Source organism: Arthrobacter sp. H-02-3 (genome assembly GCF_003097355.1).
Classification (GTDB): Bacteria; Actinomycetota; Actinomycetes; order Actinomycetales; family Micrococcaceae; genus Arthrobacter; species Arthrobacter humicola.
The window spans coordinates 1-1,445 of the sequence record NZ_PYUI01000043.1; the positions used below are offsets into that span (position 1 = coordinate 1).

Annotated in this window: 1 pseudogene; it reads left to right on the forward strand. The window is 66.2% G+C overall.

Annotated features, from left to right (window positions below):
• A pseudogene (locus tag C9424_RS21240) lies at positions 1-1,445 on the forward strand (pyruvate dehydrogenase (acetyl-transferring), homodimeric type); the annotation flags it as partial.

Consider the following 1,445-nt stretch of genomic DNA (forward strand, 5'->3'; position numbering starts at 1 on the left):
TCCAAGGAGGGCCACGCCCTGTCCTCCTACCCGCACCCGCGGCTGATGCCCGCGTTCTGGGAGTTCCCCACGGTCTCGATGGGCATCGGGCCGATGAACGCGATCTACCAGGCCCAGTCCAACCGGTACCTGCACAACCGCGGCATCAAGGACACCTCCGACCAGCAGGTCTGGGCGTTCCTGGGCGACGGGGAAATGGACGAGCCCGAGTCCCGCGGCCTGCTCCAGCTCGCCGCGAACGACAAGCTGGACAACCTGAACTTCGTGATCAACTGCAACCTCCAGCGCCTGGACGGCCCGGTCCGGGGCAACGGGAAGATCATGCAGGAACTCGAGGCGTTCTTCCGCGGCGCGGGCTGGAACGTGATCAAGGTCGTCTGGGGCCGGGAGTGGGATGACCTGCTGGCCAAGGACGAGGACGGCTCGCTCGTGAAGATCATGAACGAGACCGTCGACGGGGACTACCAGACCTACAAGGCCGAATCCGGCGCGTTCGTCCGCGAACACTTCTTCGGCCAGACCCCGCAGACCAAGGAAATGGTCCAGGACCTCACCGACGACCAGATCTGGAACCTCAAGCGCGGCGGCCACGACTACAACAAGGTCTACGCCGCGTACAAGGCCGCGACCGAGTTCAAGGGCAAACCCACCGTCATCCTGGCCCACACGGTCAAGGGCTACGGCCTGGGCACCCACTTCGAGGGCCGCAACGCCACGCACCAGATGAAGAAGCTCACCCTCGCGGACCTCAAAGCCTTCCGCGACCACCTGCGCATCCCCATCACCGACGACCAGCTCGAAGCCGACCCCTACCGGCCCCCGTACTACCACCCCGGCCCGGACGCCCCCGAAATCCAGTACCTCATGGAACGCCGCCAAGCCCTCGGCGGCTTCGTCCCCGAACGCCGGCCGGACCACGCACCCGTGGAGCTTCCCGACCCCAAAACCTATGAGGTGGCCAAGCGCGGCTCGGGCAAGCAGCAGGCCGCCACGACCATGACCTTTGTGCGCCTGCTCAAGGACCTGCTCCGGGACAAGAACTTCGGACACCGCATTGTCCCGATCGTTCCGGACGAATCCCGCACCTTCGGCATGGACGCGTTCTTCCCCTCGGCAAAGATCTACAACCCGGACGGCCAGGGCTATCTCTCCGTGGACCGGGACCTCGTCCTGGCCTACAAGGAATCGGCCCAGGGCCAGCTGATCCACCCGGGCATCAATGAGGCCGGCGCGGTGGCCGCGTTCACCGCCGCGGGCACTTCGTACGCCACGCACGGCGAACCGCTCGTTCCGATCTACGTGTTCTACTCGATGTTCGGTTTCCAGCGCACCGGCGACTCCTTCTGGGCCGCCGCGGACCAGATGACCCGCGGGTTCATCATCGGTGCCACCGCCGGCCGCACCACCCTGACCGGTGAAGGCCTGCAGCACGCCGACGGCCACTC